This is a genomic window from Lysinibacillus sp. IITD104, from assembly GCF_036698265.2.
Classification (GTDB): domain Bacteria; phylum Bacillota; class Bacilli; order Bacillales_A; family Planococcaceae; genus Lysinibacillus; species Lysinibacillus boronitolerans.
This window is the reverse complement of record NZ_JBAHYH020000001.1, coordinates 2,594,969-2,617,294: the sequence shown is the minus strand read 5'-3', so window position 1 is coordinate 2,617,294 and position 22,326 is coordinate 2,594,969. Positions and strand designations below refer to the sequence as shown.

The following is a 22,326-nucleotide window of genomic DNA, read 5'->3' as shown; positions in this document are numbered from 1 at the left end:
GTGTTTCTTGCTTGGATTAGTGTTTTCTTTTTGCCGAGAATACGGTAAAATCGAGGGCGTACATAGTTGGGAGGGTTATTCGTGAAGAATTTAACAATCGGTATGCTTTTTTCAATCATCGGGATACTTTTTGTCTGTTTAACGATTATGGATATTTTACCGTCATCGACAAAAACAATGAAAATTGTTTATATAGGCATTGGGTGGGTCTTTATTATCGTCGGCTCTGTCATCCGCTTTAAGAATCTCAAACAAAAGCAGCAATAACACTTTGAAAATGGAATTGTGACAATAGCCAAAGTTATGATACAATTTCAAAGAAAATAAATAATTTGAGTATTATGAAGTTGTTATTCTGTACAAATGTTCAGAAGGTTCAAATTTTAATAAAGAATCGACCGTACAAATTCTTCTTTGTAAGAATTTGTTTTTTTATGTTCCGTCATAACTTTATCGCGAGGAGGCGATTGATTGCCTATACTTACTAAGGATTGCATTCATATTTTTGACGATTATGTTGCCCTTCAAACAGCTTCAGCCATGAAGGTTGTATCCTCAGCCATGCATAACCCAGGTTTTGGTCATTATACGCATCTGATGAATCGAACGGTGCCTATTACCTATGATGAACGACAGCCACATCAGGAATTGCTGCAGTTTTTGCAGGCACAGCATTTCCCGCCTGACAATACAGTGGCTATGATGACGGCTGTCCAAGCCAAGTTTGCGACTATTCGTGACTTTACATATGAGGGAATCCACCTTGTCATTATGATTACCGCAGGGCTTGGCAATGCGGTGGATATTACCCGTGCTTTTCAACGAGAGGAGCAGTACCATGCAGGCACCATTAATACTTGGGTGCTGATCAATGGCAAGCTGTCTGATGAGGCACTTTTTCAGGCAATGATTTCAACTACGGAAGCCAAGGTCAAGGCTTTAGTAGATGAGGGTGTTACAGATCCTACGACAGGCACGCTAGCTACAGGTACATCTACTGATAGCTTGCTTATTGCCTCGACAGAAGAAGGGGACTTCCATCAATATGCAGGTCCCATCACTATGCTTGGTAAGGTCATTGGCTATGGTGTTTATGAAACGATGTGTGAGGCGGTTAGGAAATACAAAAAAGATAAAGAGGAGAGGTCTAAATGATTGCTATCGTGATTGCCTGCATCATAGGGCTTATTTTTGATTTAGTAGTAGGGGACCCTCCGAAGCTTCCTCATCCTGTACGCTGGATTGGACACTTGATTCAATCGCAAACAGCTTTATGGAATAAGGGCAAATGGCGCAAGCTACGTGGGACAGTGATGGCACTTGCTGTTGTTGGCACGACCATGTTTGTGGTGACGCTAATTCTATTACTAAGCTATCAGGTGAGTATCATTTTTGGCATCCTTGTAGAGGGTCTGCTGATTGGTATCGGACTGGCACAGCGGAGCTTGAAGGAGGCGGCGATGGCTGTCTATGAGCCGCTTGTCAAAGGGGATTTTGCCGAAGCACGTGTTAAGCTGTCTTGGATTGTCGGACGTGATACCGATAAACTAGGTGAGGATGAAATTGTGCGTGGTGTGGTAGAAACGGTTTCTGAGAATACAAGTGATGGTGTGACAGCTCCACTCTTTTATGCCTTTCTATTTGGGGCAATTGGTTTATGGGGCTATAAGGCTGTCAATACCTTGGATTCGATGGTGGGCTATAAAAATGAAAAATATAAAGACTTTGGTATGTTTTCAGCCAAGCTTGATGATGTCCTGAATTTTATTCCAAGTCGCATTACAGGCTTACTGATCGTGCTTGGTACGAAAAATGAAACAGATCGTTCGCTTGGTAAGCGCTTAAAGCGTTGGGTACAGGACGCTAAGAAGCATCCTAGTCCAAATAGTGGCTATTTAGAGGCAGCGACTGCAGTGCAGCTTGGTGTACAGCTAGGAGGAAAAAATACGTATCAGGGCGTTGTCTCTCATCGAGCAATTATGGGGGAAAAATTAGTGCCATTAACGAAAGAGCATATTGCAACGTCCATTATTCATATGCGTATTGCCACAGTGCTGTTTGCGCTTGTTATGTTAGCAGTGGAGGTGTTAATTTATGCGGTTACCTAATCACGGAGCAAATCCGCAAAATGTTTATCAGCAATTAGGCTTAACGATGCCTGAGGTGGTGTATGATTTCAGCGAAAATGTCAATGCGGCAGGACCACCAGCCTTTGTGGAGGCACGTTGGCGTACTTTTTATCCACTAATTCAGCGCTATCCAGATCCAGATGGGGAGCCTTTTTTAACGAAGGTTGCTGCTTTTCATCAAGTAGCAAAGAATACGATTTTACTAGGCAATGGGGCTTCAGAGCTTTTTAGTGTACTAGCAAGACGCTATGCCAATAAGCGTGTCATCATTGTGCATCCAACTTTTTCAGAGTATGAGCGAACATTGCGTGCTGCAGGTGCTACGATCGTTCCTATTGTCGTGACAGATTTTATCAATTACACATTGCCATTAGAGCAGCTACAGCAGGAAATGATGACGGCAGATGCTGTATATCTTTGTACACCTAATAATCCGACTGGCGTATTGCCAAATAAGGAAGATTTACTCGCCTTAATCGCTCACGGAGCAATCGTTAACTGTGAGCTTGTTATCGATGAGGCATTTATGGATTGGGTAGATGAGGCGCATTCGCTGATTCAGTTTAGTGCACAAAACCCACATGTTATTGTCGTTCGTTCGATGACTAAAATGTATGCGATTCCAGGTTTACGACTTGGGTATTTGGTTGGGCATGCTACAATTGTGAGCGCCTTAAAAGAAATGCTACCGCATTGGAATTTAAATGCCTTTGCGCTTGTAATTGGGGCAAGCTGTTTAGACGAGCAGCACTATTGTCAGCAGGCAATTACCTATGCCTCAGCGCAAAGGGAATGGCTGCATCGTTACTTACAGGACAATGGCTGCCAAGTAACGAATAGTGTGACGAATTATGTGTGCTTCTCCTTACCGAAAACACAGCAAGCGGACGCCTTTTTCACCTATTGTCTTGCACAGGGTGTTGTGCTGCGTCACACAAAAAACTTTCAAGGTATGCAGGGTGAGTGGTTCCGTATTGGCATAAAAGACATTGCAGCCATGACATCTTTACATAATTGTCTACAAACGTGGTTTAACCTAAATAAGGGGAGAGAAAAGTGACAACTTTTTATCTAGTAAGACATGGGGAAACACAATGGAATCAGGAGCATCGACTACAGGGGTGGCTGGATTCTCCATTAACGGAAAACGGTAGAGCAGCGGCTGAAAAACTTCACAAGCAACTGCAACAGATTCCTTTTACCGCTGCTTATTGTAGTTCAAGTGGTCGTGCAAGAGAGACGATGGCTATTTTGATGGCCAATCGCAAGCTGCCTATTGCCTATGAAGATGATTTACGGGAGATCTTTTTAGGGAAATGGCAGGGGCAGACAATCGACGATATACTGGCGACACATAAGCTTGATTATGAGCTATATACGAACTACCCTGCGCAGTTTGTGGCGAGTCATACAGAAAGCTTTGGAGCCGTGACAGAAAGAGCGATGTTTACATTAAAGAAAATAGCAGCTCAACATCACAATGAAACGATCCTCATCGTCTCCCACGCTGTAACGATTAAATGCATTATCAATGCTATTTTACAGCGCAGCATTAGTGAGCTGTGGGCGGCCCCATACATTCATGGGACAAGTGTGACAGTGATTGAACGGCAAGGTCAACAATGGCTTGTGAAGGATATTGGTAATTTACATCATTTACAATAGGAGGTGTCCTACATGGCGCTTATTTTTATTACAGGTGGTGTACGTAGTGGTAAATCCCATTTTGCCGAGCAAGCAGCGCTTCAGCAGTATGAGGCACAGGCATGTACAGCGAAACGCTTGCTCTATTTGGCCTCGGGTATTGCCTTAGATCATGAAATGGAAAAAAGAATCTTACGGCATCAGGCAGATCGCCAGGCACAGCCTGTACAATGGCTGACGGTGGAGGCTCCCTATGCAATTTCTGAAGTATTTGAGACACTTCAGGATGGAGATGTGGTGCTGTGGGATTGCGTGACAACTTGGCTGACCAATGCTTTTTACGAAGGCTATGACAAGGGGACACCCTGTTTACATCAGCCTGGTTGTTTAGCTAAGAAGCTTCAGGCCGTCAAGCAGGCGATCCAATCACTACTGAAGAAGGATTTGACTTTTTTTGTGGTATCCAATGAACTGTTTGATGAACCTCCTTATGCTAGTGATGAAGTAGAATTATACCGACGAACGCTCGGACAGTTCCATCAATGGTTGGTTTCTATGGCACAGGAGGCCTATGAAATGAACTATGGCATTGTAAAGAGATGGAAATAATCAAGAAGGAAGGCAAGAGGATGAAAAATTTTTGGCATAGCCTCCTACTGGCATTTCAATTTTTTACGGTATTGCCAGTACATAAAGAGCTTCCGCTAACAAGGTCCACCATCACAGGCATGTTTGCTTGCTTACCGTGGATAGGTGCTTTAATGGGAACAACGGTGGCAGCTGTGCTTTATAGTCTTATGCAGTGGACAGCCAGCAGTGAAGTGATGCTAGCTTTCACTGTGATAGGGCTATTTGCTTTATGGACAGGTGGTTTGCACTTAGACGGCTTTATTGATATGGGCGATGCCTATTTTTCCTATCGAGATCGAGAAAAACGATTGGAGATTTTAGATGACCCCCGTGTGGGAGCGTTCGGAGTATTGGCTGTGGTGTTTTTATTAATGGGGAAATTTGTTATTCTACATGAGCTTTTAGTGCAGCAGAAGTTCGACTTGTGGATGGTACTATTCGTTCCATTTCTAACAAGGGTGGGCATGAGCTTTTATTTTATGTCACTCCATTGCTCAAAGGAAAAAGGTCTTGCTTATTTTTTTAAGTCTCATATGAATGCTAATCGATTGAAAGCGATCATGCTGTTGTCGCTCGTATTGGCGATGACGGTCGTTTTTATCAGCACGCAGCTCTTTCTTCTTCCAGTTGTCTTAGTCGTCGTTTTAGCCATTGCACTTTTTATTTTTCGACAATTTACGTTGCGTAATTTTGGTGGGGTATCTGGCGATTTACTGGGTGCCTCCATTGAAGGGATGGAGGTTGTGCTATGGGTGACATTGTTACTGTGTGCTTAATGCGGCATGCGCCTACAAAAGAGAATCTTGAAAAGCGTTATCTTGGGTGGACGGACGCACCATTAGCAGATACAGCCAAGCTTGCTGTTGTGGATGCATTGGTTAAAAAGGTATATGGCAGTGATCTACAGCGCTGTCGACAAACGGCTGCTCATTATTTTCCCAATGCTAGCTACCAGGCAGAGGCCTCCCTTCGAGAGACGAACTTTGGTGCATTCGAAGGAAAAACCTATGAGGAGTTAAAAATGGATGCGCACTATCGGGCATGGATAGATGATCCAATTCGTACACCTCCTCCACAGGGTGAGGCATTCGATGTTTTTATGAAACGTGTTGTAGATGGATTTCATTATTTACCAAAAAATGAGGATAGCTATTATTTAGTGGTTCATGGTGGGGTCATTCGTGCCTTACTTGTTGCGTTTGCGCCAACAGAACAGCCCTTTTGGTCCTATCAGGTGCCACATGATAAACAATTTGTTTTAACATTTACAAGAAAGGCTTGGGAGGAGGGAGCACGATGCATGTCTTTATCGGAGGTGCCTATAACGGCAAAACCGACTATGTGATGCGCTTGTATAAACAGCAACAGGTGGTCATGATTGCGGACGAACTTCCTGAGGTAGCGCCAGCCTGTGATGTCCTTGTCCTGAAGAACTTAGAAAACTGGCTTGTGACACAAGATTTGGAGGAAGATGAACAAATCGTACAAACGGTGCTAGCAACATTACAAGAGCTTGAGCAGCATTGTACACTTGCACTTATTGTAACGGATATGGGGCGTGGTGTTGTACCAATGGATAAGCAAGCCCGACAGCTACGCGATACCTGTGGCCGTTTATACCAAGCTTTGTTCAAGGAAGCGGAGCAGGTTGTACGGATTTGGTATGGAATAGCTGAGCAATTGAAGTAAAGAAGACATTCAACAGAAAAGAGGGAATGATATGGAACGACAAAAATTAAGGAAATGGATTTTGACGGCAATGGTAGCGGCCATCTGTGCAGTAGGAGCAATGATTAAGGTACCAACGTTTATTTCAACGGCTGCACTGGATTCGGCTCCTGCCTTTTTAGCGGTTGTCTTTCTATCCCCCATCTTAGCGGGGGCTGCTGGATTGATCGGTCATTTTATAACGGCATTAACGTCTGGCTTCCCATTAGGGCCATTACATATCATAATCGCGGTGGAAATGTTAATTGTTGTATGGGTCTTCGGGGTGATGCATAAAAAAGGCATGCACTTTTGGAAATGGCCGGTTGCCTTAGTATTAAACGGTATTATAGCGCCACTACCATTTTACTTTATTATTAGTCCAGCATTCTTCTGGGGTGCTTTAGGCAGTATTCTGATGGCAACGGTGATCAATTTAATCATTGTCGCGGTAGTTATGCCCATTCTGTCAAAGGTTTTTGTGCGTAAGGAAGGTCGTGTACAGTGAGAAATGCGATGAAAGTAGGCACGTTCATTGCAACAATGGATAATGCCGCTGCCATTGGACAAAAACCGCAAGATGTTGTGTCAGCACCCGATCAACTGACAGCCTATATGACAGCACGTGTGACCTTTTTAGAACAGCTTGCGGCACAGGCACTACCTGTCCAAGTTCTACTTGCGAATTTTTCTGGAGATGCTGCATGGTCTCGCTATGAAAAAGGTATTCAGCAAGTGTTTACAGAGGCAGGTCTTACATGCCCAGCCATTTCAGGGAGTACGGAATCCAATATGCCCACATTACAGTCAGGCTTAGCCATTACCATGCTTGGTGAAATCCAGCAGCAGCGTCGGGCATTTGACCACGATCAGCTTAGCTGGTACACCTATGGCCTGCCGCTTGTGGGCGAAGAGGTGTTGGCACAGCCTGAAGATGTGGCGCAGTTGCGGCCAATTTTTCAGGCGTGGCAGGCAGAAATTATTCAGCAAGTATGGCCAGTCGGATCAAAAGGGCTACAAGGAGAATTTGCCCGTTTGTTTGGAGAGCGAAGTATTGAAAGCTCCCTCGATTGTGCAAAATCAGCAGGGCCCTGTACGGTCATTTTGCTAGGCATTGATCCAGTTCATGAGCAGCAGGCACAGAAAATTTTCCTGCGAAATTTTGAGAAGCTGAGAATTTCTGTTAACTGATAGAGCCTGTTTTGAGCAAATGATCGCATCTTGGGACAGGGCTAGATAATCCAGAGCGAGTGTTATTTTCCTTCGATATGATTCTTGCTCTGGGTAGTTTCTTACTTATTAACAGGATGACGCTTAATCTAAATTAGCTGGCTGTTGCTTGTAAAGGAAAAGGCCCGCTCTGTAGTGTGAGGAAGTCGCTCCAAAGAAGGGCAAACCTGCTCCAAAGTGGAAGAAAGCCGCTCCAAAGAAGGGCAAAGCCGCTCCAAAGTGGAAGGAATTCGCTCTTAAGGAGGGCAAAGCCGCTCCAAAGTGGAAGGAATTCGCTCTTAAGGAGGGCAACCTCGCTCCAAAGAAGGGCAAACCCGCTCCAAAGTGGAAGGAATTCGCTCTTAAGGAGGGCAACCTCGCTCCAAAGAAGGGCAAACCCGCTCCAAAGTGGAAGAAAGCGGCTCCCAAGAAGGGCAAACCCGCTCCAAAGTGGAAGGAATTCGCTCTTAAGGAGGGCAACCTCGCTCCAAAGCGAATGAAAGCCGCTCATAAGAAGTGGAACTTCGCTCTAAAAAGTCACCATCCTCCAAAATCTGCTTAGAAATTAGATTTTTACTCCTTATGAAGACACTACACCACAATCAAACCACTCCAATAATATTACGAGACCCGAAAAATTAGTTGCCAAATGGGAATGATTTTCAGTTATAATGAGGAACGAATGGGATTTAAATAGAACGGAGACGAATGTATGCAGGCAGTTAGACAATTAGGGCAGTATTTGGGGCCTTATAAATTTTTCACCTTGATTGCACCGCTATTGATGGTGCTGGAGGTGACGATGGATTTAATTCAGCCGACCATCATGCAGCATATGATTGATACGGGGATTGCCAATGGGGATAATCGTTACGTATTGAATATGTTTGTGTGGATGCTTGGCAGTGCAGTGCTCGGACTTATTGGTGGGGTTGGTTGCTCGTATTATAGCTCGAAGGCGGCGATTCATTTTGCCTCGGATATTCGACAGGCTCTTTACGAGAAGATGATGACTTACTCAGCCAAGGAGCGAGATGCTTTTACAACGGGGAAGCTGATTACGATTTTAACGAGTGATGTGGAAAGTATTCAGCGTGCCTTTATGATGACGCTGCGTATTTTTGTGCGTGGGCCCTTGCTCTTTATCGGCGCAGTCATTATTGTGTTTGTCACAGCACGTGAGCTTTTTTCCATATTGCTCATTATCGTACCATTGTTGGTTATAGCGATGTATTTTTTTACGAAGTATTCGGGTGTATTGTATCGTCGTGTTCAGGAGGCCATTGATGCCGTCAATACGAAGCTACAGGAAAATTTGGCGGGTATTCGTGTAGTTAAAGCCTTTCGCCGTGAAACACAGCAGGTAGCACAGTTTGGAGAATTAAATGAGGCGCTGACGAAACGTTTTATTACAGCTGAGCAAATTGTCGGCGTGCTTGTACCCTTTACGATGTTTGTTGTCAATCTAGGGATTGTAGCTGCGCTTTGGCTTGGAGCCATTAAGGTAGACGCGGGTACGCTGCAAGTGGGCGTTATTCTTGCATTCATCAATTATTTAACGATTATTTTAAATGGACTGATGTCCTCTAGTATGGTGCTGATGCAGATAGCGCGAGCCTTGCCTTCAGGAGAACGCATTGTGGACGTGTTAAACAAAGAGATTGCTGTTAAGGAAGCGGAACATGTGCTGACCGATCCAATAAAAGGGGCCATTGACTTTGATCAGGTGAGCTATCGTTACTATGAAACAGCTGAGGATGTCCTCAAAAAGATTTCATTTTCGGTGAAACCAGGGCAAACGGTCGGCATTATTGGGAAAACAGGTAGTGGTAAATCGACGCTGGTGAAGCTATTACCTCGCTTATTTGATCCCTCTGGTGGCGAAATCCGCATAGACGGAAAACCGCTAACATCCTACTCACTCGCAACCCTACGTGAGCATATCGGATTTACCTCACAGAAAGCATTATTGTTCTCTGGACCGATTGAAAAAAATATTCGTCTCGGTAAGGATGATGCTACAGCTGAGGACATACAGCAGGCATTAGAGGCGGCCTGCGCCAGTGAATTTGTAGAGCGACTTGATAAGGGCTTAGCACATGAATTATCACAGGGTGCTACGAATCTTTCGGGTGGGCAGAAGCAGCGCCTTGCATTAAGTCGTGCGTTTATTCGAAAGCCTGCTATTTTGGTGTTGGATGATACAACGTCAGCGTTAGATAGTGCTTCAGAACAACAAGTGCAGCGAGCTATTGCCACCTATTATCAAGACACAACGACCTTCATCGTAGCGTCGAAAATTGCCTCCATTCAGCAGGCAGATGTTATTTTGGTACTAGAGGATGGCGACATTGTTGGGCAAGGAACCCATCAGCAGCTTCTACAATCAAATGCGCATTATCAAGCAATTTATGCGTCACAGCAAAAGGCTGGTGAACAAGGATGAGTCAAGGTCAACCAAAGCAAATGAATTTTGGACGTGGACCGCGTATGGGGGGACCAGCTGAAAAGGCGAAAAATCAAAGGGAGACATTGTCACGTGTGTGGCATTATGTCAAGCAACAAAAAATAGGGCTGTTTTTCTCTATCTTTTTTGTCATTGCCTCGACCTTTTTAAGCCTTGCAGGGCCCTATATGATTGGGCATATTATTGATGATTACATTATGAAAAAGGATATCGACGGAACGATTCGTTTAGGCATCCTGTTGGCCGTTATTTTTTCAGTAGCCTCTATTCTGACATGGCTGCAAACCTATGTCATGATTCATGTCGCAATGAAAACCATTCGGACATTGCGTCTGGAACTATTTCACAAGCTTCAGACGCTGACATTACGCTTCTTTGATCAGCGTGCACTTGGGGATTTAATGAGTCGTGTGACCAACGATATTGATAATTTAAATACCGCACTTGCGCAAAGTGTTACGCAAATCGTGTCGTCCATTTTAACTGTAATTGGTGTCAGTATCGCTATGTTTACATTAAGCTGGCAATTAGCAATCGTGACATTGATTATTATTCCGCTGATCGTTTACACAACCAAGCAAATCATTAAACGCAGCAGTAGAAATTATGCAGCACGACAACGAGATCTTGGGAAGCTGAACGGCTACATTGAGGAAATGATTACAGGTGCGGAGGTACTAACGCTTTTTGGCAAGGAGCAGCAAACGATTGATACGTTCCATCAGCAAAACGAAAGTCTACGAAACTCTGCCCAACGAGCAGAAATTACCTCTGGCTTACTAGGTCCGATTAATAACTTTATGAATAATTTAGGCCTTGCTGTCGTCATCGGAACAGGTGCCTTTTTAGCAGTAAAGAGTATTGTTACAGTGGGGATCATTGCCGCCTTTGTGACCTATACACGGCAATTTTTCCGTCCGCTTAATCAGCTATCTAATCTATTAAACACCTTCCAGTCTGCTATTGCTGGGGCAGAGCGTGTTTTTGAGATACTAGATGAACCCTCAGAGGTAGCCGACAAGCCTAATGCTATCAAGACGGCATCGCTCAAGGGGGATGTTGTTTTCAAACAAGTATCATTTAGCTATGAGCCAAATAAGCCTGTGTTAAAAAACATTGACTTCCATGCCAAGGCAGGAGAGACATTTGCTCTTGTTGGCCCAACAGGCTCAGGCAAAACAACGATTATCAATTTATTAACACGTTTTTATGACGTCGATCAAGGTGAGATTTTAATTGATGGGCATAATATTGAACACTATCAGATGGCGACGATTCGCCAAAGAGTTGGTGTAGTTTTACAGGACACCTATTTGTTCTCGGGAACGATTCGTGAAAATATTCGCTTTGGTAAGCTAGATGCGACAGATGAAGAGGTTGTGGAAGCGGCAAAAATTGCGAATGCCCATCATTTTATAAAATATTTACCTGCCCAATACGAAACACCCGTGCAGGCAGGAGGAGCCAATTTAAGTCAGGGGCAGCGTCAGCTTATTGCGATCGCCCGTGCAATTTTAGAGAATGCAGATATTTTAATTTTGGATGAAGCGACATCTAGCGTGGATACCCAAACAGAGGTCGATATTCAAAAAGGCTTACAGCATTTAATGCAGGGACGCACAAGCTTTGTCATTGCCCATCGTCTGAAAACAATCGAAAATGCCGATCAAATCCTCGTAATTCAGCAGGGAGAAATTGTCGAGCAGGGCAATCACCAAGAGCTGATGCAGCAGCAGGGAATCTATCGTCATCTTCAACAAAAACTATTGTTAGAGCAGGTAGAATAGGGAATAATGAAGGTACATCTTCCAGAAGGCGAGGGATTGACATGTATGAATTAAAGACCAAAGAAACCGATGTAAGTGTCATTGAATTTATTGAAAGTGTAGACCATCCAAAAAAGCGAGAAGACGCCTATCGATTATTGGACATTTTCACAGAGGTCACAGGCTATGAAGCCAAAATGTGGGGACCGAGTATTATAGGCTTTGGTAAATATCATTACAAATATCAAACAGGTCATGAAGGGGATGCCCCACTAGCTGCCTATTCCCCTCGCAAAGCGAAAATTAGCTTATATTTTGCTCCAGGGGATGAACGAGAGCAACTATTACAACAATTTGGTAAACACACAACAGGAAAAGCCTGCGTTTATATTAATAAGCTAGCTGATGAGAATGAAGACATCTTAAAAGCCCTTATACAACAAACGATCGATTTTTTACGAAAAACCTATCCAGATGCTTAATCAAGAGAGCTGCCTATTAGTTAGGTAGCTTTTTTGTATGAAATTTATCTATTTTCTCCAAAAGTTTAGTAGAAATTTATTTTTACTGTGTATCCTTGCAAGTATCAACGAAAAGAGGAGATACGTATGAAAAAGAAAGCAAAGAAAATGATTGTCTATATGGGGGCATTGATTGTGCTTGGAATGGTGATAATTTGTATTTATCACTATAGCTTAATACAGAAGGAGTCAGCTATTTTACAACCTAACGGCACATTAAACAATGTAGATGGTCACAATCTCCATGTTTATCAGGAGGGGGCTGGCGAGGATACATATATTTTTATGGCTGGCTCTGGTATCGCAGCACCCGTTTATGAGCTAAAAGGGCTGTATCGTAAGTTTTCACAGCATCATCAAATTGCAGTAGTGGATCGAGCTGGCTATGGCTATAGCGACGTAGCCCATGATGATAGAGGAATCGATACGATTTTAGCGCAAACACGACAGGCACTTCTGCAAAGTGGGCTTGAACCGCCCTATGTCCTTGTGCCACATTCCATTTCAGGGCTAGAGGCCATTTACTGGGCGCAAAAATACCCAGAGGAAGTAAAGGGCATCATCGCGCTAGACATTGGCCTACCTAGTCAATATGTAAAGCATAAAATGGGGACGGTCGATCGTTGGATGGTGAGAGGCATGCACCTCGCTACTAAACTCGGCTTACATCGACTTTTGCCAACACAGGTCTATAATCCGCAAGTACTTCAAATGTCGTTTTTAACAGCACAGGAAAAGGAAATCTATCAGGCGTTGTCCTTTAAGCAATTTTTTAATGAAGATATGCAAAATGAGCTGTTGCAGGTCTACGAAAATAGTTTACAATCAGAACAGCTCAAAAAGCCGCAAGACACGCCTATCTTACTGATTGATGCGATTGCGGAAGAAAATAAACATTCGAAATATACGAAGCAAAATCGGCAGGATTATGCTGACTTTGCAAAGCAATTCACTAATGCACAGGTGAAAGAGGTCAGTGGGACACATAGTATTTATCTCTATCAGCCAGATGAAATCTATCAACTGGCAATGGAATTTATGAAAACAACGGGTGATGAGAAAGGTCGATAAGTATGAAAGGATTTAGAATCTTAATTATAGAAGACGATCACATGATTGGTGATCTACTGCAAAAAATAGTACAGCGTGAGGGCTATGAGGCAATCTGGAAAACAGATGGCAAGGATATGATGGCGTTAATTCAGCAGGTGGATTTAGTCATAATGGATATTATGCTGCCAGGAGAGGATGGCTATCAATTGAGCAAAAATATTAAACGATTAGGCTTAAATATTCCAATCATTTTTCTATCGGCACGTAATGATATTGAAAGTAAGCTAGAGGGGTTGATGGTTGGAGAGGATTACCTGACAAAGCCATTTGATCCGCGAGAGCTGTTGCTAAGAATGCAAAAAATGCTAGCACAACAGTATGGTACACTTACGCAAATTCAGCATTTATTGATCGATGGAGAGCGCCGTCAAGTATTTCATCATAGCATCCATGATGAAATCGCCCTAACAGCGATTGAGCGAAAAATTTTCTTTTATTTATTTGACAATCGAGACAGAGTATTAACAAAGGAACATTTTTTTGATTATCTTTGGCCGCTCGATGAACGCAATCATAATATTTTGAATGTCCATATTAAAAAAATTCGAACAAAGCTACAAGACCCAGCAGGCACTATTGTGCAAAATATTTATGGAGAAGGGTATCGTTTAAATACCTATAATAAAAAATGACCTTAAAAACAAAATACCGTACTTTGTTATTTGTAGCCATTGGGAGTGTGCCTGTTGTACTATTAGGCATTAGTGTGGCCATGTCAATTTTGTATGACAAGGCCTTTAAAATGAAAAATGACGGCATTCCGTTTCATGAGTCCTATGCCTATCCTATGATGCTGATTGCGTTTGTGCTAGCGTTAGGAATGCTCGCATGGCTATTTTCCACATCGATTCATTCGTTACTATCCAAAATTACACTACTTAATAAAACAATACGAGAACTAGCAAGTAATGAGCGAATACCTGACACGTTAACGATAAAAAGTGAGGATGAAATTGGACAGCTTAGCCAATCTGTCAATCTTTTAATTGAGCGTACAACATACCGAGAATTAGAGCTTGCCCAGCAGCAGGAGCTTCAAAAAGAGCTGCTACAAAAGTTGCGACATGACATTCATACGCCGTTAACGGCTATCCGTTTGCAGCTGTTTTATCTAGAGGATCAGCTACAGGGGCAGCCCAAATTGGTGGAATCCTTACATGCACAAATTCAATATATCACGAATTTAACTAATGCATTTCAGTTACAGTCCTTTGATACGAGTGAACAGTCCTATGTCATGCAGGAGGAGGTTCAACTTGTCCCATTGTTACAAATGATGATAAAGAAGTGGCAGTATCTATATCGCATGCAGAATATTACGCTGCATTTTCAGCACGATGATTTACAAGCAACTTGGCTTAGCAATGAATTGTGGCTACAGCGTTTATTCGATAATGTCTTTCAAAATACATTAAAGCATGCCCAAGCATCCAAGCTAGAGGTGACGATTAAGGACGGGCAAGTTGTCATGTGTGATGATGGTATTGGCTTTACGACTGAAGATGAGCATGGCGGACTTGGGCTTAAAATCATTCAGGATATTGCTAAAACATTGAATATCGAAGCTTCCTTACAATCAAACAAAAATGGCACGACCTTCTACTTTACACACTAATAAAAAACAACGGCAGCCTTTGCCGTTGTTTTTTCTTTTACACTGATTTTCGTTGCTGTAGTAAGAACAGGGCAAGTCCTAGTAAAATGACCACAATACCGATCCCCTGTTGAACGGAAATCATCTCATCTAAAATAAAATAAGCTAATATACATGTGCCGATTGTTTCGCCTAAAATACTCATGGAAATCACCGTTGTACTTAACCATTTCAATAGCCAATTAAAAATGGTTTGCCCGAAAATCGTTGCAATGACAGCCAGCCCTACAAGGGACCACCAGGTGGAGGCTGAATATTCGAAAAACGATTCTTTCATAAAGAGGGCATAAACGGCTAAAAAGATCGAGCTACTGCCATAGCCGATAATAGAATAGGGAATGAGCGATAAATCCTTGCGCACTGATTGCCCAATAAAAAAGTAGGCTGTAATAATACCTGCCGCAATAAAGGCAAGAATATCGCCATACAGGGCTTGTCCACTAATCTGGAAATCTTGCCAGCCAATAATGAAGCAGCCGATGATCGCTACGAAGCAGCCAACAATCGCTCCTTTTGAAAATCGCTCTTTAAATAAAAAATAGCTGCCTACTAAAGAGAATAGTGGCTGGAGTGTCACAATGACGGTTGAACTAGCCACAGATGTGTAGTTTAATGATTCAAACCATAACACATAATGGCAGGACAAAAATAAGCCTGATAAAATGCCGAGTCCCCATTGTTTTTTCGAGAGACTTGTAAGCTCCTGCCGCAAGCTCTTCTGTGCCAATAAAAATGGAAGAAGTACTAGCATCGCAAAAAATAGTCGATAAAAGGCTGTAATCGCTGGTGGTGCATCAGCTAGCTTAACAAAGATTGCTGAGGTAGATAATGCAAATACTGCAAAAAATAACGAGATGTAATAAAACATGATGTACTCCTAAGCATTTACAAGATTAATAATGACAAACCTATTATAGTGTAGTCCGCATGAATAATATAGGTTTTTTAGAATATTAGCACAAAATAAGTTTATGGAGCTAATTCTGCTCAAGCAAGGATTCAATGACCTGTTTTAATTGCAGGATGAAGGGCTGCTTACTGTCATCTTTTTTATAGATATAAACTGTTTCAATCACACTGTGAAGCCCATCTAAATCATAAAAATGCAGGTCGGGACAAGGATAAAGTGCTAGTAATTTGGTATTTAATACAGCCAATGTATGCTCGATTTCAAGAAAATCTAAAATACTACTAACTGATTTAATTTCCTTCATCGTAAAAGGTACCTGCTTGTCAGTGAGCCATTGTGCTAATGCATGGGTATACATGCAGCCCTTACTTAAAACAAGCAATGTGACAGGTGTTCGTTGATCAAAGTCAATGATATGAGCGGAGCTTGAGATAACTTCAAACGTCTCTGTGGCTAGTACATCATAGTGTAGATCGCTATAATGCTTGATTGGATTACTTGTCAATGCACAATCTATTTCCGCCAGATGAACTTTGTGATTTAAGGCTGTACTTGATTCCACAGTGAAATCAACATCTATCGGACTTCGACTAGTTTGCAGTGCGTTCATGATGGATGGTCCATATATTTTAATGGTTGTATGAGATGTACCAACCAAAATGCTCGTTTGTGTAGGGCCGATGGTATGTAAAAAGTCTTCATACTGCTCGGCAACTTTCTTTAAAAACTGTAAATAATGTTGACCTACCTCTGTCAGCTTTAAGCCTTGGGGTGTTCGTTTAAAGATGTCCTGCCCAATTTCACGCTCCATTTTTTTCACCTTTGCTGTTAAGGCAGATTGTGTATAATTGGTGATTTCAGCCGATTTACTCAAGTTTTGCCTCTCTAAAAGCTCCATTTTTAAGGCAATTTCTTCAATGTTCATGTTGTTCCTCACATACCTATAGAATTTTTTAATAGCCGCTATCATTTTCCTCCATTTTACGTACGCTAGCTGTCCACGTACACTCTAGATAATGAAAAGGTAGACTGCAAAAGCAGTAACCTGATGGAGGGTTTTTATGCATACATATTATCGATGGGTCATCTTGCTTGTGGCTACACTTTCGCAAACAGCCGCAACCTTTGTGACCTACGGAATGGGGCCAGTTGCCTCTTTTTATCAAATGGAATGGCACTTAACGTCCTTCCAGACAGGGCTAATTGTTTCAGCCGTCAATATAGGGCCAATTTTCTCCATGCTGCTATTTGGTTATCTCATGGATAAAAAGGGAGAAAAGCAGATTATTGGATGGGGCTCGATACTACTGGGCCTGTCAGCCTTATTGCTAATACCCGTGAATCATTATACGACATTGCTTCTCGTATTAATAGTTGTGGGGATCTGGTATGGCAGTGCGCAAACAGGTGGCAGTACTGCTATTGTGAAATGGTTTCCTAACAAGCATCGAGGACTTGCTATTGGGATACGCCAAACAGGTATTCCGATTGGTGGTGCATTGGCTTCCACTTTGCTGACCTATTTGTATCAACATCATCATCTATCCTCTGTCCATTTAGCACAGGGCTTGATGGCGATTGGTGGGGGACTATTATTTTTATTGCTGTACAAAGAACCAAAACAGCATGACACCGCTACGGCACCTCTCATTCCTTTTAAAGAGAAGATGCGTGCTATTCGGCACAATCGAGCGCTCTATCCTTTATTTTTTGTGGGCATGGTCATGATGTCCCTCCAAATGATTATCATTGCTCACTTTATGAGCTATTTACATCATGAAGGTGGGTATACATTAACCGAGGCGGGGCGCTATTTAAGTCTGATTTTATTTGGTGGGATGTTTGGGAGAATTGTACTTGCTTGGATGAGTGACCATTATTTCGCTCAAAAACGAGAGCCATTATTAGTGCTCGTCATGGTCGCTACATTCCTGATGGTTGGCTTTTTGCCCTTTGTCATACATAGCAAGGGCCTCATGATTTTATTTTGCAGTTTATTTGGGTTTTTAGCGCTTGGCTGGTATTCCATATATATCACTTGTGTCACGGAGCAATCCGATTCGCAAGCAGTAGGACTAACTGTTAGTGCAGCGTTAACGATTAATCAGTTCTTTATTGTCTTGGCACCAACGGTTTATGGTTTATTGGTTACTGTTTTTTCCAGCTATCAGCTCGCTTTGGATGTTATCGCTGTGATGGTTATACTGGGGGCATTTCACTTATACAGAACATCCCAAGGTAGTCTAACTTCTGAAAGTTCGGTAAAATAATGGAAAAGAGGAAATGGAGGTTGCGACGAATGACCAGTTCGATTTGGATTGAGGCAAAGATAGATAAAGTATGGCATGCAATTACAGAGGAGCAATCCCTCTCCCGATGGTACGCACCAGGCTCCACGTGGGACATCCCTATACTAACAGCTGGGGAAAAGATGACATTTACCTTAATGCCAAATGCGCATAACCAGCTTTCTGAAAAACTGCCGATGGAGCTAACGATTCAGCAAGTGAAGAAAAATGAGGAATTTTCCTTCTATCTAGAAGTTCCTGAAACATTGATTGCTATTACGCTAGTCCAACAGGGTAATGGCACTACGGTGAGCTTTAATTCGTCAGGCTATGATGCCTCTCTTGCGAATTTAAAGGCATTGCTGGAGGCATGACATTCCTTATCAGTAAGCCTCTCTACGTCTTAGGTCTTAGATGAATTTCGAGCGGAGGGTCGTATTTTAATTTCCTCCCTTCTATATAATGAAATTATTGGTAGATTATACGGTGGGAGGAAATAATAGTGAAAAAATTAGTGGGTTTAGGTGTCGTGATAGGCACGTCAGCATTGGTATTATCAGGGTGCTTTTCCTTTATTCCAAATAAAATGCGAGAGGAAGCCATTTTGGTGGAAAAGGATAAAGCGAAAGCATTAGAGGTAGACATTGATTTAGGTGTTGGCGAAATGAATGTATCGAGTGGTGCAAAGGAATGGGTTGAGGGCAACGCAGAATATAATGTAAAAAAGCTAGCCCCTCAGGTAGACTATGATCTACATGGCGATACAGGAGAAGTGGAAATCAAGCATAAGGGCTCAACAAGGCTGGGGCTCTCGAATATTAAAAACACATGGGCGATTCAACTGAACGACAGCATCCCCATGAATCTAAATGTGGAAACGGGTGCCTCTCTTGCCAATCTTGATTTACAGGGTCTTCAGCTGGAAAAGCTCGATATTGAAGCGGGTGTCGGTGATCTAACGGTTAATCTAGGTGGCGACTGGAAAAAGAGCTTTACAACGACTATTGAAACAGGTGTCGGTCAAACAACAGTTATTTTACCTTCAAAGGTTGGCGTGAAATTAACGACAGAAAAAGGCATTGGCTCGTCTAATGTGGAGGGCCTTATATCAAAAGGGAATGGTGTCTATGTCAACGAAGCTTACGACAAGGCGGATGTCTTGCTAGAGGTCAATTCGGAATTGGGCATCGGGGAAATTACCTTTAAGTTAGATCGATAGAAAATGGAGTAGGCTACTTGATTGAAAGAATACCTGCACCTCAATAACCATAATAGGAGCGTCAAATACATCCTTTGTATTTGACGCTTATTTTATGGTAGTTTTAAGAAAGCAATGTTTCAAAGGAGCGAATAGATTGAAGACCTATACATACAAGCAACCAGCGGCCATCGAGTCAACAGAGGCAGTTAAAATTTTAAATGAAGCGGGGGAGGTATCGTCCACCGTTCAACGCGTGTATTCCAATGCACTAAAAAAAGCATTCGATAAAACGATGGACTATCGTTATTTCGTTCGTTTTGATGTCCACGATCGCAATGGTCAGCCGCTTTTTACGTGTAAAAAAGTATCCCGTCGCGGGCGCGTGCATTTCCGTGGCAAGGATTTGGTAACAGGTAAAGACTATATGATTGCCTATGATGGCTGGCAAATTATGATTCCTGATTTAGTTATTACCGATGGCGAACAGCAGATCAAGCTCAACAAAGAAATGGAGGACTGGTCTGTTTTTACTGTGAATGAGCAGCCTATCGCACGCTGGCAAGCGACTTTCTGTGAGACGCATTTTGACATTACACTACAAATTGAAGACAGCAGCCCCATTCAGCAGGAAGCCTTTTTTATTGCCATCGGACAGGCAGTGCTGTTTGTTGGGGCTTAAATAAAGGAAGATGAAAGAAAGGGCTTGATGAAATGCTAAACATATTACCAGCAAAAGAGATTTATTTACAGGGAAATGAGCAAGCCCTATTGCTTTTACATTCCTTTACAAGTCATACAAGAGATATGAAGACAGTAGCCACTGCACTACATAACCAAGGCTATACTTGCTATGCGCCGCTGTATCGTGGACACGGCACTCATCCAGAACAGTTATTACACTATCAGGTAGACGACTGGTGGCAGGATGTAGTGAATGCTCATCAATTTTTATTGGATGAAGGCTATCAAAAGATTTCGGTCATCGGTCTATCCATCGGGGGAATTTTCGCGTTGAAGCTTGCTCAATTAGAAAGGCTCGAGCAAATCATTGTCTTATCTGTGCCGTTTGATAAGGAGCCAGAGCAATTAAAACAAAGGATTATGGACTATGCCCATAATTACAAAACAATAGAGGGCAAGCCACCACTTCAAATCGCTCAGGAAATGGAGCCATTTCAGAACATGCCATTACATGCAATGAACGTATTCCAAACATTTATCCAAGCAACGATGGAGCAGCTTGATAGAATTATCATTCCTATCGCTATCTACTATGGTGAAAAAGACGATGCCTTATACACGCAAAGTGCTGAAACGATCTATCAGCACGTTCATTCATCTAGAAAGCAGAAGAAAGGCTTTGGAAATTCTAAGCATCTCATGACATTAGGACGAGATCAAGAGGCTATCATAAAGGAAATGATAGAATTTCTTCAAATTTAGAGAGAATTTCATTTATAAAAGGAGTGGGGGTGCTCCACTCCAAAGAGGGGTAAAAGCGCTCATTCAAGAGAGAGCCCCGCTTCTAAAAAAACAGCCACCTCTATCCATAGAGGGGCTGTTTTACTTATATTTCCAAGATCTCATTCGCTAATTTTTGTCTGCTCATCCAGTAGCCTTGGAGGGTAAAGACAATGAGGGTTGACCCTAGGAACGCGAGACTTGTGAGGCCCAATGTTAGAAAGTCATAGGACATCGGCGAGCCATCATCAATGAAGCCTAGCATCCTCGTTAAAACGAACCCCAGAAATGTACCGACCGTGAGACCATAAAGGACAAACGATAGGACTTGTGTCAGTATGAGTTTCATCAGCCCATTTGGTGACAGACCAATTAATCGTTGGATGGCATAGTCACTGCGTTTTGTATAAATGGTATGCAGTAATGTTTGGAGGACACCAAGCCCCGTGGCAGCTATTAAAATAACAAAGACGCCAACAAATAAGCTCCACCGTTGGAAGAACATTTCATTGGATTGTGCTAATATGGTCGCTTTATCTGTCAACTTCAGGGCTGGCCAGCGCTCTTCCAAGAATGACAGCTCCGCCAATGTCTGCTCTGGGTGGGATGTTTCTACCATAATGTCTTCGATAATTGGGTGATCCTGTGCCGTGAGGAATGATGACCAATCAACGATTAAATCAGCACGGTGAATAGGTGTATCAGTAATTCCTATAATTTGTAACTCACCAGTAGGCATATCCTGCCGGGCAGTAAAATCATAGGTACTCATCGTTACACGATCACCCACTGCCAAATGATAACGCTCGGCAAAGCCCTTTGTCACGACAAGGCCATTTTGCAAATTTCCTTCCTCAATTTGAGGCAACTTCTTTAATTGCATAAATTTCTTAATATCAATGGTTGTATAGTTCTCTGGTAGCCATTCATCGCCGAGTTGTAGAGCAATATACGCATTATTACTTTGTGTATACGCGTACTGTACGCTTGGCAATGCTTCTATTTCCTCTATAATTGCAGGCGTGATAGTTGGATCATTTAATTCATTATTGATTTTTATGGCTGTTTCGTATTGTGATTCTGTGTAGGCAAGGTCATTGTGTTGTAAGGTTTTCATTAATGAACTTCCAAAGGTTAAAATAACCATTAATCCTATCATGCTGAGCACCACGGGCATATTTTTGCGTACTTGTGGCATGAGCTGCTGGCATGCTAAATAGGCTTCCTTGCCAAGTACCCTTCGAATCGGCTTTAAAGCCAGATGAAGGATGGCTGTAAATAGATAGGGGATTAGTAACAGTAAAATTCCACATACAAATAGTGTTCCGAGTAAAATAAATAAGGCACCTTGATCGCTTCCTGTCCCAGCTAAATAGGCTTGTAAAAAGAAGAAGGTAGCTGACACACCTACAATACTGACAATAATTGTTTTCCATTTTGTCCAACGCAGCTCTAAATTTTCATTATCTGTCGCGATTTGTAATGGCAGTAGTCGAGAGCTTTTCGCTACTTGCCATTTTGTCATCACTTGAAGAATGATGAAGCTGGAAAGGGCAATTAAAAGAATAAACACAATAGGAAGCTCTGTTTTAGCTTCGGGTAAATGCAAAAAGCTAATTAATTGTG

The 22,326-nt window shown here is 42.4% G+C and carries 25 protein-coding genes; 22 read left to right on the top strand and 3 right to left on the bottom strand.

The features are described 5' to 3' along the window. Positions 1-81: 81 nt before the first annotated feature. The 17 genes from V1L66_RS13405 to V1L66_RS13325 all read left to right on the top strand — a co-directional run bounded on the left by V1L66_RS13405 (position 82) and on the right by V1L66_RS13325 (position 14,801). Positions 82-267 carry a hypothetical protein gene (locus tag V1L66_RS13405; protein ID WP_048390624.1) on the top strand — a complete coding sequence of 62 codons (186 nt, stop codon included), beginning with the start codon at positions 82-84 and terminating at the stop codon, positions 265-267. Positions 268-471: 204 nt separating this feature from the next. Further along, positions 472-1,155, top strand: a complete 684-nt coding sequence (locus V1L66_RS13400) for an adenosylcobinamide amidohydrolase (protein WP_333006724.1) — start codon at positions 472-474, stop codon at positions 1,153-1,155. Beyond that, entirely contained in the window at positions 1,152-2,108 is a 957-nt protein-coding gene (gene cbiB, locus V1L66_RS13395) for an adenosylcobinamide-phosphate synthase CbiB (RefSeq protein WP_103117929.1), read from the top strand. Before V1L66_RS13400 ends, cbiB begins: the two co-directional genes overlap by 4 nt. Next, the gene (locus V1L66_RS13390; protein ID WP_333006723.1) at positions 2,095-3,189 is read left to right on the top strand and encodes a threonine-phosphate decarboxylase; all 1,095 of its coding nucleotides are present in this window, start codon (positions 2,095-2,097) and stop codon (positions 3,187-3,189) included. Before cbiB ends, V1L66_RS13390 begins: the two co-directional genes overlap by 14 nt. Next, complete coding sequence (locus V1L66_RS13385; RefSeq protein WP_054548766.1) at positions 3,186-3,794, top strand: histidine phosphatase family protein; 609 nt, start codon at positions 3,186-3,188, stop codon at positions 3,792-3,794. Before V1L66_RS13390 ends, V1L66_RS13385 begins: the two co-directional genes overlap by 4 nt. Before the next feature lie 12 nt (positions 3,795-3,806). Continuing rightward, positions 3,807-4,382 carry a bifunctional adenosylcobinamide kinase/adenosylcobinamide-phosphate guanylyltransferase gene (locus tag V1L66_RS13380; RefSeq protein ID WP_333006722.1) on the top strand — a complete coding sequence of 192 codons (576 nt, stop codon included), beginning with the start codon at positions 3,807-3,809 and terminating at the stop codon, positions 4,380-4,382. 20 nt (positions 4,383-4,402) lie between these two features. After that, on the top strand, positions 4,403-5,179 hold the full coding sequence (cobS, locus tag V1L66_RS13375; protein ID WP_333006721.1) for an adenosylcobinamide-GDP ribazoletransferase: 777 nt from the start codon (positions 4,403-4,405) through the stop codon (positions 5,177-5,179). Continuing rightward, a complete protein-coding gene (locus tag V1L66_RS13370; protein WP_036081119.1) occupies positions 5,152-5,748 on the top strand; it encodes a histidine phosphatase family protein in 597 nt (198 codons plus the stop codon). Before cobS ends, V1L66_RS13370 begins: the two co-directional genes overlap by 28 nt. Then, positions 5,700-6,092: a bifunctional adenosylcobinamide kinase/adenosylcobinamide-phosphate guanylyltransferase gene (locus V1L66_RS13365; protein ID WP_036081116.1), complete on the top strand. Its 393-nt coding sequence runs from the start codon at positions 5,700-5,702 to the stop codon at positions 6,090-6,092. The genes V1L66_RS13370 and V1L66_RS13365 overlap by 49 nt, the downstream gene beginning before the upstream one ends. Before the next feature lie 31 nt (positions 6,093-6,123). Then, complete coding sequence (locus V1L66_RS13360) at positions 6,124-6,618, top strand: ECF transporter S component (RefSeq protein WP_333006720.1); 495 nt, start codon at positions 6,124-6,126, stop codon at positions 6,616-6,618. After that, positions 6,615-7,301: a hypothetical protein gene (locus V1L66_RS13355; protein WP_333006719.1), complete on the top strand. Its 687-nt coding sequence runs from the start codon at positions 6,615-6,617 to the stop codon at positions 7,299-7,301. Before V1L66_RS13360 ends, V1L66_RS13355 begins: the two co-directional genes overlap by 4 nt. 730 nt (positions 7,302-8,031) lie before the next feature. After that, entirely contained in the window at positions 8,032-9,765 is a 1,734-nt protein-coding gene (locus V1L66_RS13350; protein WP_333006718.1) for an ABC transporter ATP-binding protein, read from the top strand. After that, positions 9,762-11,573, top strand: coding sequence for an ABC transporter ATP-binding protein (locus tag V1L66_RS13345; RefSeq protein WP_333006717.1), 1,812 nt, complete (start codon positions 9,762-9,764; stop codon positions 11,571-11,573). The genes V1L66_RS13350 and V1L66_RS13345 overlap by 4 nt, the downstream gene beginning before the upstream one ends. Before the next feature lie 41 nt (positions 11,574-11,614). Further along, positions 11,615-12,034 carry a DUF1801 domain-containing protein gene (locus tag V1L66_RS13340; RefSeq protein ID WP_333006716.1) on the top strand — a complete coding sequence of 140 codons (420 nt, stop codon included), beginning with the start codon at positions 11,615-11,617 and terminating at the stop codon, positions 12,032-12,034. 126 nt (positions 12,035-12,160) lie between these two features. Then, complete coding sequence (locus V1L66_RS13335; RefSeq protein WP_048390646.1) at positions 12,161-13,144, top strand: alpha/beta hydrolase; 984 nt, start codon at positions 12,161-12,163, stop codon at positions 13,142-13,144. A gap of 2 nt (positions 13,145-13,146) precedes the next feature. After that, on the top strand, positions 13,147-13,818 hold the full coding sequence (locus tag V1L66_RS13330; protein WP_066038510.1) for a response regulator transcription factor: 672 nt from the start codon (positions 13,147-13,149) through the stop codon (positions 13,816-13,818). Then, positions 13,815-14,801, top strand: a complete 987-nt coding sequence (locus tag V1L66_RS13325; RefSeq protein ID WP_333006714.1) for a HAMP domain-containing sensor histidine kinase — start codon at positions 13,815-13,817, stop codon at positions 14,799-14,801. Before V1L66_RS13330 ends, V1L66_RS13325 begins: the two co-directional genes overlap by 4 nt. Positions 14,802-14,838: 37 nt before the next feature. Here the strand turns inward: V1L66_RS13325 and V1L66_RS13320 are convergent, their stop codons facing one another. Together V1L66_RS13320 and V1L66_RS13315 are read right to left on the bottom strand one after the other, a co-directional pair. Next, positions 14,839-15,708 carry a DMT family transporter gene (locus V1L66_RS13320; RefSeq protein WP_333006713.1) on the bottom strand — a complete coding sequence of 290 codons (870 nt, stop codon included), beginning with the start codon at positions 15,706-15,708 and terminating at the stop codon, positions 14,839-14,841. 109 nt (positions 15,709-15,817) lie between these two features. Then, a complete protein-coding gene (locus tag V1L66_RS13315; RefSeq protein WP_066038508.1) occupies positions 15,818-16,675 on the bottom strand; it encodes a LysR family transcriptional regulator in 858 nt (285 codons plus the stop codon). A 136-nt stretch (positions 16,676-16,811) separates the two neighbouring features. Between V1L66_RS13315 and V1L66_RS13310 the strand changes: the two genes are divergently transcribed. The 5 genes from V1L66_RS13310 to V1L66_RS13290 all read left to right on the top strand — a co-directional run bounded on the left by V1L66_RS13310 (position 16,812) and on the right by V1L66_RS13290 (position 20,682). Beyond that, positions 16,812-18,020 carry an MFS transporter gene (locus V1L66_RS13310; protein ID WP_333006712.1) on the top strand — a complete coding sequence of 403 codons (1,209 nt, stop codon included), beginning with the start codon at positions 16,812-16,814 and terminating at the stop codon, positions 18,018-18,020. A 29-nt stretch (positions 18,021-18,049) separates the two neighbouring features. Then, the gene (locus tag V1L66_RS13305) at positions 18,050-18,412 is read left to right on the top strand and encodes an SRPBCC domain-containing protein (RefSeq protein ID WP_333006710.1); all 363 of its coding nucleotides are present in this window, start codon (positions 18,050-18,052) and stop codon (positions 18,410-18,412) included. A gap of 128 nt (positions 18,413-18,540) precedes the next feature. Further along, complete coding sequence (locus tag V1L66_RS13300) at positions 18,541-19,257, top strand: toast rack family protein (protein WP_333006708.1); 717 nt, start codon at positions 18,541-18,543, stop codon at positions 19,255-19,257. A 136-nt stretch (positions 19,258-19,393) separates the two neighbouring features. Then, positions 19,394-19,918, top strand: a complete 525-nt coding sequence (locus V1L66_RS13295; RefSeq protein ID WP_112117924.1) for a hypothetical protein — start codon at positions 19,394-19,396, stop codon at positions 19,916-19,918. Positions 19,919-19,950: 32 nt separating this feature from the next. Beyond that, complete coding sequence (locus tag V1L66_RS13290; RefSeq protein ID WP_326141656.1) at positions 19,951-20,682, top strand: alpha/beta fold hydrolase; 732 nt, start codon at positions 19,951-19,953, stop codon at positions 20,680-20,682. 124 nt (positions 20,683-20,806) lie between these two features. On the opposite strand, the gene V1L66_RS13285 is transcribed toward V1L66_RS13290, so the two are convergent. Beyond that, on the bottom strand, positions 20,807-22,326 hold a 1,520-nt coding region (locus V1L66_RS13285; RefSeq protein WP_409072227.1), incomplete at its 5' end, for an ABC transporter permease.